This window comes from Rothia nasimurium (genome assembly GCF_928392795.1).
Lineage (GTDB): Bacteria > Actinomycetota > Actinomycetes > Actinomycetales > Micrococcaceae > Rothia > Rothia nasimurium_F.
Window position 1 is genome coordinate 272,016 of sequence record NZ_CAKMTJ010000003.1, and the last position, 8,366, is coordinate 280,381.

Here is an 8,366-nt window from a genome sequence, read left to right on the forward strand (position 1 = left end):
GGTGATTTAGAGGTAGAGCGGCAGGCCCAGGGCCGGCCAGATGAAGAAGGCGAAGCCGGCAATGAGCGCTGCGTGGAGCGGTGCCAGCCAGGCCGAAAGCTTGAGAAGATCGGACGGGGTGTAGGTGGGTTTCCCGTCGATGGAGGCAAAGAGGGCTACCGGTTTAGCGCTGGATGTCAGCGTGTGGCAGAAGCCGGCGGCTGCGGTTGAGATGAAGGCGGCTGCTACCGGGTTGACCCCCAGGGGAATCGCGGCGGTGATAATCAGGGGAACCAGAACGGCCGAGCGGGCTGAGCGGGACTGAATCACCAGGTGGGCCACCGTCGAGAGGGCGATGACGAGAAGCACGAAGGCTGCCGCGCCGCTGCGTCCTAGCCCTGAAACCGGGGCGAAGATTGACTCTGCCAGCCAGGTCGCTGCCCCCGACTCCGAGAGAGCGGTACCAATGGCCAGGGTCGTGGCCATGAAGATGAGCATGGGCCAGGGGGCCTTCTTGAGGGCGGCAGCCAGCTTGACGGATCCGAAGCCAGGGGCACTAGCGGCCAGTGCGCCGAGCACGGCCACAATCACCGGGTCTACCTCGTGGAAGGACTCCGTGCACCAGAGCAGGATTGCAAGGCCGAGTACCAGGGCGATATTTTTCTCTGGCTGGGTAAGTGCGCCACGTACGGGGGTGGAATCTTCGGTTTCAAAGTCTGCCAGGTCGATGTGCAGTTTTGCCGGAGCGTCGTCGCGGGTGGGGAAGAGCGCGAAGACCAGTTCGGTGACCAGAAGCGAGGCAAGCAGACCCAGGCCTGAGCCCAGAACCATCCATTCAAGGAAGCCGATGGTTTCTAGCCCGTAGGCCACCAGGATTTCGGCGGTGACCAGGTGGGCACCTGCACCGATAAACGAGGCAACCGCTGAGACCAGGATGGTGGAGGGCGCTAGGATTCCCAGGGCCTTGACCAGCTTGGGGCGGTCGGGCATAGCTTCTGCCATGGCCAGGTAGATGGGCAGGGCAAGGGCTGCTCGGCCTGAAGGTGAGGGGACTAGGTAGACGGTCAGAAAGAGGGCTAGGTTGTAGAGGTGGGCGAGCTGACGCGGGGTGCGGGCCAGTGCTACGAGCCGGGCGGTGAGACGGCGGGTGAGACCTGAGGCGGTCAGCGCTTGGGCCATCACCACAGCGGCCACCAGCAGCCAGACGGCTGAGGTGCCCAGTGAGGCGGTGAACTGGTCGGTGCTGATGATGCCGGTGAGCACCAGAGCTACCGCAGCTGCGAGTGAGACGTAGGTGTCTGACAGCGGGCTGAACACCCAGGCCCAGATCGCCAGAATAAAGATGGTGAGGGTGAGGGCCCCTTCGAGGGAGAGCTCTTCTGAGGTGACTCCGGTCAGGGCTGTGCCCGCAATCAGGAGCACCGCCAGGAAGAAGGATATAAGCACCTTGACGGTGATGAAGCTGGGGGCCTGTACCGGTAGCGGCGCGGTGTGGGTCGGCGGCTCCTGCGCCGGGGTGGAGGTTGAGGTGTAGAGAAGTTTCATTAGACGAACCTGTAGCCTGCCCCGCGTACGGTTGCGATGTAGTCGTCGCCGATTTTCTTGCGAAGGGCGCGAATGTAGACGTCAACGATGTTGGAGTTGGGGTCGAAGTCCATACCCCACACCTGCCCCAGGAGCTGCTCTCGGGAGAGCACCTGGTTCTTGTGGCGCATGAAGGTCTCTAGCAGGGCAAACTCGCGGCTGGTGAGCTCGGTGCTGGCTCCTGAGACGGTGACCTGGCGGGTGAGCACATTGAGGACGAGGTCGCGGTGGGTGAGAGTGGATGCGCTGCTTTCTTCGCGGTTGGTATCGAGCAGGCGCAGGCGGATGCGGGCCAGTAGCTCGGCAAACTGGAAGGGCTTGGTCATGTAGTCATTAGCGCCGTTTTCGAGCCCTTCGAGGGTGTCTGAGACGGAGTCGCGGGCGGTGAGCATGATGATGGGGGTGGTGATGCCGTCGGCGCGTAGGGCCTTCATGATGGTGAATCCGTCCATGCCGGGTAGGCCTACATCGAGGATGATGAGATCGAAGTCGCTGACCTTGGCCAGGGCGTAGGCTGAGCGGCCTTCGTCGATGAGGGTTGAGGTGTAGCCGGCTGATTTGAGGCCCTTGACGATGAAGGACGAGATACGCGGGTCATCTTCAACGATGAGGATATGGCTCATGGCGGTGCTTCTTTCGACGTGTTTGGGTGTGTGGGTGAGGGGTTAGCGGGTCCAGCTGGGGTAGCGGGTGACGGTGACGGGGGTATCTGCCGGGGTGCTGTCGTCCTGGCCCTGGTCGGGGTCGGTGGGTGCTGGCAGGGTGATGCCGAAGATCGCGCCGATGCCGTCGTCCGGCTGGGCGATCCAGACGGAGCCCTCGTGGGCTTCTGCGATGGAGCGGACGATGGCCAGTCCCAGACCTGCCCCGACCGAGTGCTTTTTGGCGGTGGCGGGATTTTTGGCGTTGTTGCGCTTGAACCGTTCGAAGAGGGTGGCGGCGTCTTCTTCGCTGACGCCTGGGCCCCGGTCGCGCACCCAGAGGTTGAGGGTGCGTTCTGCCCCCTTGCCCTCGAAGCGGGAGCCGATGGAGATGGTTGACTCTTCGGGCGAATACTGGGCGGCGTTGGCGCAGAGCTGCACCATGGCCTGGGTGATGCGCTGTTCGTCAAGCTGTACCTCGCCCTCGGCGATGTCGGCCATCATCCAGCGGTGGCCGGTGAAGGCCTGCACCTTGGAGTCCAGGGTAATCATGAGTTCTGCTACCTCAACCGGGTGGGGCGCCACGAAGTCGGGCCTTTCTGATTTGGCGAGGGTGAGCAGGTCAGCGACGATACGGCCCATGCGTTCTAGCTCGTCATCGACCAGTTGTAGGGTCTGATCCTGTTCCTCGGTGCGGTCCATGAGTTCTAGGTGGCCGCGCACGATGGTGATGGGGGTGCGCAGCTCGTGGCTGACGTCGTCCATAAACTGGCGTTCAATCATGGCTGACTCCTCCAATCGGTCGAGCATCTGGTTAAAGGTGCGGCCCATGGCTGCTACGTCGTCGTCGCCGGTTACGGTGACGCGGCCGCTAAAGTTTTTGTCGTTGATGTCCTGGGCTACGGTGCGCAGGCTGCGAATGGGCTTGGTGATACGGGAGGCTACAAGCCAGGCGATGACGACCGTGGCTGCTAGCCCGCCCAGGCCCACCCATATCATGGTGACGATGGTGTGCTGCACCGCGTCGAGTTCTGGCTGGATGTATTCGACAACGACCAGGTAGCCTGCCTGGCTGCCGCTGTCGGTGTTGAGGCTTATTTCTACCTTGCCCCAGTGCACCGGCCCTGCCGGGGTCTGCTCAATCCCCGACGTCCTGCTGTTGCCGGTGATGCTGGCGAGCAGGTCTCTGTCCTGGTGTAGCCGGTAGCCGGTGTCTTCGGCGAACTGCTGTTGTTCGTCGATGAAGATGACCTGCTGGGGTGTGACTCCGATGAGCTGTTCGCTGTAGCCGGTGTATTGGCGGGAGACGAAAGTTGTGAGCATCTGGTCAAGATTCTCAAAGGGGGCAGCGGTGGTGGGGTCGACGCCGAGTTCGGCGAAGGTGCGGAACTCGGAGATTTCGCTGCTGGTGTTTGCTGCTGCCTTGGTGCCGACTTCGCTGATGAGGATTTCTCGCACCGTAAAGATGAGGCCGGTGATAACGAAGGTGGTGACCAGTACCATCCAGGCGACGATACGCAGACGCACGGAGCCTGTACGCTGGTGGGTGGTTCGGCGGGGCCACCATTTAGTCGTCATCGTCATCGTCATCTACCTCGTAGTCGTCATCGTCGTCGGCTTCGGTGGGGTAGTACTCTACCTGGGGCGCCGGGGGAGCGACGGGTGCAGGGGCCTGCTCAACCACCACGGGTGCGGGGGCTACCGGGGCGGGTTCTGCCGGTGCCTGCTCCGGGGGAGCTTGCTCGGCTGGTGCTTGTTCAACCGGAGCCTGGTCAGCAGGTGTTTGTTCTGCTGGGGCCTGTTCGGGCTCAGCGGCTGCCTCGGAGCTTTCTGCTGCGGTGGGCGTTGCGCTGGCAGTGCGAGGGGAGGCGGACGCCGTTGCACTCGGCGAGCTGGTGCGGTCGAGCACGATGGGGTCAACTTCATCGCCGAGCTGGCCGCGAAAGGTCATGACCAGGGCAAGGGCCGCGACGATGGCGGCGGCTGCCAGGAGCAGGATTCCGAACATGTATTTCTTGAGCATGTTTCTAGTGTGGCAGTTGTCTTTAAAAGTTCTGTGAGTATTCCATTAAGGTTTTTTCATTTTTGGGCGCGCGTTTCTCTTGCTGGTTCTGGGGTGGCGCGCGATGATAGTAGCGCGTATCACTGACTGATACGTTTTGCATAATTATGTCTGAGTGTGCATAATTATTTATAGAACCTGCGGGGACCTCCCGCCCCTGAACGTAATATCTCAAGGAGCACCATGAAAGAGCGCATCGTCCTGGCCTACTCAGGCGGTCTAGATACCTCAGTTGCCATCGGCTGGATCGGCGAAGCAACCGGCGCAGAAGTTATCGCCGTTGCCGTTGACGTAGGGCAGGGCGGCGAGGACCTCGAGACCATCCGCCAGCGCGCCCTCGACTGCGGTGCCGTTGAAGCCTATGTAGCGGATGCCCGCGATGAATTCGCCAATGAATACTGCATGCCCGCTCTCAAGGCTAATGCCCTCTACATGGACGCCTACCCCCTGGTATCGGCGGTGTCCCGCCCCGTCATCACCAAGCACCTGGTAGCAGCAGCCAAGCAGTTTGGCGCCACCACCGTTGCCCACGGTTGCACCGGTAAGGGTAACGACCAGGTCCGCTTTGAGGTCGGTATCCAGACCCTGGGGCCCGAGCTTAAGTGCATCGCCCCCGTGCGTGACCTGGCCCTGACTCGTGAGAAGGCTATCGACTACGCAGAAAAGAACAATCTGCCGATTGTCACCACCAAGAAGAACCCCTTCTCCATCGACCAGAACGTTTGGGGCCGCGCTGTTGAGACCGGCTTCCTTGAAGACATCTGGAATGCCCCCACCAAGGACGTCTACGACTACACCGACGACCCCACCTTCGCTCCCACCCCCGACACCGTCGTCATCTCCTTCAAGGAAGGCGTCCCTGTTGCTATCGACGGTCAGGCAGTTACCCCGCTTGAAGCTATCGAGATTATGAACCGCCGCGCAGGTGCCCAGGGTATCGGCCGTATCGACATCGTTGAAGACCGCCTGGTCGGCATTAAGTCCCGCGAAATCTACGAGGCTCCCGGCGCTATGGCTCTCATGGCTGCCCACAAGGAACTCGAAAACGTCACCATCGAGCGCGAGCAGGCCCGCTTCAAGAAGATCGTTGGCCAGCGCTGGACCGAACTGGTCTACGACGGCCAGTGGTTCTCACCGCTGAAGAAGTCCCTGGACGCCTTCATCAACGACACCCAGAAGATGGTCAACGGCGATATCCGCATGGACCTGCACGGTGGTCGCGCCGTTGTTACCGGCCGTAAGTCAGAGACCTCCCTCTACGACTTCAACCTGGCCACCTACGACGAGGGCGACACCTTCGACCAGTCCATGGCCCGCGGCTTCATTGAGCTGTTCGGTATGTCCTCCAAGGTCGCTTCAGCCCGCGACCAGCGCCTGGGCCTCTAAAACTAGCCCCGCTTCAGCCGCCCAACCCCGCGCGTCCTTATCCCACTGAAAGGTGAGGACGCCGGCGGGCGGCTTTTGCCTTACCCCGCACGATTTTCCCAACCCCGCAAAGGTAAAACTATGTCAGCTGAAAAGCACGGTACCAACGATGGCGCTCTCTGGGGCGGACGCTTCGCAGGCGGCCCCTCTGAGGCCCTTGCCGCCCTGTCGAAGTCAACCCAGTTCGACTGGCGTCTAGCGCCCTACGATATTGCAGGCTCCCGCGCCCACGCCCGTGTGCTGGCTAAGGCCGGTCTGCTCACCGACGACGAGCTCACCGGCATGATTGCAGCCCTCGACCAGCTTGAAGCCGACGTCCGTTCTGGCGCCTACACCCCGGCGGAGTCGGACGAAGACGTGCACGGTTCCCTCGAAAAGGGCCTCATCGAACGTGCCGGTGCCGAACTGGGCGGTAAGCTACGCGCTGGCCGCTCCCGCAACGACCAGATTGCCACCCTGGGCCGAATGTACCTGCGTGACCACGCCTCCATCATTGCTCAGGGCGTCATGGATACCATCGATGCCCTCATCGCCCAGTCTGAGGCCCACCCTTACGCACCCATGCCCGGCCGCACCCACCTGCAGCACGCCCAGCCCGTCCTGCTCTCCCACCAGCTCCTGGCCCACGCCTGGGCCCTGTCCCGCGATCTTGACCGCCTGCTGGACTGGGACAAGCGCGCCGCTGTGTCTCCCTACGGCTCCGGGGCGCTCGCGGGCTCTTCCCTGGGGCTGGATCCCGAAGCTGTAGCAGCTGACCTGGGCTTCAACTCTGCAACCCACAACTCCATCGACGGCACTGCCTCTCGCGATGTCTACGCCGAGTTCGCCTGGATTGCCGCCATGATTTCGGTGGATCTCTCCCGTATCTCTGAAGAGGTTATTCTCTGGGCCACTAAGGAGTTCTCCTTCGTGACCCTGCACGATTCTTTCTCGACCGGCTCGTCGATTATGCCGCAGAAGAAGAACCCCGATATCGCTGAACTTGCCCGCGGTAAGGCCGGCCGCCTGATTGGTGACCTCACCGGTCTGATGGCAACCCTGAAGGCCCTGCCCCTGGCCTACAACCGCGACCTGCAGGAAGATAAGGAACCGGTCTTTGATGCCATCGACCAGCTTGAAGTTCTGTTGCCCGCTGTCTCCGGCATGATTGCTACCCTCATCTTTAACACCGACCGTCTGGCTGAGCTGGCTCCCCAGGGCTTTGCCCTGGCGACGGACGTTGCCGAGTGGCTGGTGCGCGAGGGCGTGCCCTTCCGTGTGGCCCACGAACTGGCCGGTGAAGCTGTGCGCGTCTGCGAAGAAAAGGACTGCGAGCTGTGGGACCTGACCGACGAGGACTATCTGGCTATCTCACCTGCCCTGCACGCGGGCGTCCGCGAAGTGCTCACCGTTGAGGGGTCTTTGAACTCCCGCAGCGCCCAGGGCGGCACCGCCCCGTCCGCTGTGGCCGCCCAGCTGGAAGCGCTCAAGAGTGAGCTAGAACCTGCGCGTGCTTTCGCAGCCCGCCCCCAGGTCATCAGCTAGGCTAAAAGCATGATTAAGCCCGTTGATTCTTCCCTGCCCCTTGAGGAGCAGATTCCCGCTGCCTGCGCGCAGATTCAGGACTACCCCAAGGAAGGCATCCTCTTCTACGACGTCACTACCCTGTTCGCTAACCCGCAGGTCTTCCGGGCGTCGATGGAAGAGCTCGCCCAGCGTTTTGAGGGTCAGTTCGATATCGTAGCTGGCGTTGAGGCGCGCGGTTTTTTGATGGCTTCGGCTATTGCCTACATTGCCGGTACCGGCGTCATGACCGTGCGTAAGGCCGGTAAGCTGCCGCGCGATACCTACATGAAGGAATACTCCCTGGAGTACGGCAAGGCCGCGATTGAGATTCACAAGGACGACATCCCGGCAGGTTCCCGTGTGCTGATTGTGGATGACCTTCTGGCCACCGGCGGCACCCTTGAGGCGGCCACCCACCTGATGGAGATGGCTGACCTGAAGGTCGCCGGCATTGGCGTGCTCCTGGAGCTTGAGGGCCTGGGCGGACGCGAGATCCTGGCCGGCCACCGCCTGGAGGCCCTGTCGCTGGTAGCTGAGTAGACACCAGCCTATTAAGCTCAGAAATCCCAATACCGTGCAAGCTGCTTTTTCCAGCTTGCACGGTTTTTTTGTTTCCATTTTCTGGGCTTACCCTTTGGCCATCTTGTCTTTGACTGAAATTCAGTCTCACAGGGAAGTTGCGTTTGAACCTTGCGGTAACGAAAACTCAGCGCCTCGTAGAGATAGCTGGGTCAATTGCGATAGTTTTGATTCTGGGTAACGACATTAGTTTTAGAGGCTTATTCAAAAGTAGGCACGCACCCCACACCCACCAACTAGACAACGGCCCCACCCGCGGCAAAAATATGAGCGTTAAATCTCTACAAATAACCTCAAGCCATACCGGACAAGACCGTTGCCACACCAGCGTACAACCGGCCTCACAGCCACGCAATTCGCCACGCTACATACAGCCCTCACCCATCACCTCACCTGGTCAAAACCAGGCGGAAGACCACCAGCACTAACCCTCAACCAAGCCCTCAAAATCACCCTGCTCTACCACCGCCATAACCTCACCGAAGAACTCCTCGCAGAACTTTTTGCTGTCTCTCAATCGACAGTCTCACGAGCTATCAACACCATCGAAA

8 protein-coding genes are annotated in these 8,366 nt (G+C 61.2%); 4 read left to right on the plus strand and 4 right to left on the minus strand.

Annotated features, from left to right (window positions below):
* Nucleotides 1-6: 6 nt before the first annotated feature.
* Genes L6963_RS05325 through L6963_RS05340 form a run of 4 tightly spaced genes read right to left on the minus strand, consistent with a single transcriptional unit; the run spans nt 7 to nt 4,227 of the window.
* The gene (locus L6963_RS05325; protein ID WP_237186804.1) at nt 7-1,524 is read right to left on the minus strand and encodes an SLC13 family permease; all 1,518 of its coding nucleotides are present in this window, start codon (nt 1,522-1,524) and stop codon (nt 7-9) included.
* Nucleotides 1,524-2,186, minus strand: a complete 663-nt coding sequence (locus L6963_RS05330) for a response regulator transcription factor (protein WP_237206827.1) — start codon at nt 2,184-2,186, stop codon at nt 1,524-1,526. The genes L6963_RS05325 and L6963_RS05330 overlap by 1 nt, the downstream gene beginning before the upstream one ends.
* 42 nt (nt 2,187-2,228) lie before the next feature.
* Nucleotides 2,229-3,788: a sensor histidine kinase gene (locus L6963_RS05335; RefSeq protein ID WP_237206828.1), complete on the minus strand. Its 1,560-nt coding sequence runs from the start codon at nt 3,786-3,788 to the stop codon at nt 2,229-2,231.
* The gene (locus L6963_RS05340; RefSeq protein WP_237206829.1) at nt 3,772-4,227 is read right to left on the minus strand and encodes a hypothetical protein; all 456 of its coding nucleotides are present in this window, start codon (nt 4,225-4,227) and stop codon (nt 3,772-3,774) included. Before L6963_RS05340 ends, L6963_RS05335 begins: the two co-directional genes overlap by 17 nt.
* Before the next feature lie 222 nt (nt 4,228-4,449).
* On the opposite strand from L6963_RS05340, the gene L6963_RS05345 reads away from it, so the two are divergent.
* From L6963_RS05345 to L6963_RS05360, 4 genes are all read left to right on the plus strand, one after another.
* Entirely contained in the window at nt 4,450-5,652 is a 1,203-nt protein-coding gene (locus tag L6963_RS05345) for an argininosuccinate synthase (protein ID WP_237199929.1), read from the plus strand.
* A gap of 120 nt (nt 5,653-5,772) precedes the next feature.
* Nucleotides 5,773-7,215, plus strand: a complete 1,443-nt coding sequence (gene argH, locus L6963_RS05350; RefSeq protein WP_237206830.1) for an argininosuccinate lyase — start codon at nt 5,773-5,775, stop codon at nt 7,213-7,215.
* Nucleotides 7,216-7,224: 9 nt separating this feature from the next.
* Complete coding sequence (locus L6963_RS05355) at nt 7,225-7,776, plus strand: adenine phosphoribosyltransferase (protein ID WP_237206831.1); 552 nt, start codon at nt 7,225-7,227, stop codon at nt 7,774-7,776.
* 355 nt (nt 7,777-8,131) lie between these two features.
* A partial coding sequence (locus L6963_RS05360; protein ID WP_237207817.1) for a helix-turn-helix domain-containing protein occupies nt 8,132-8,366 on the plus strand: 235 nt, incomplete at its 3' end.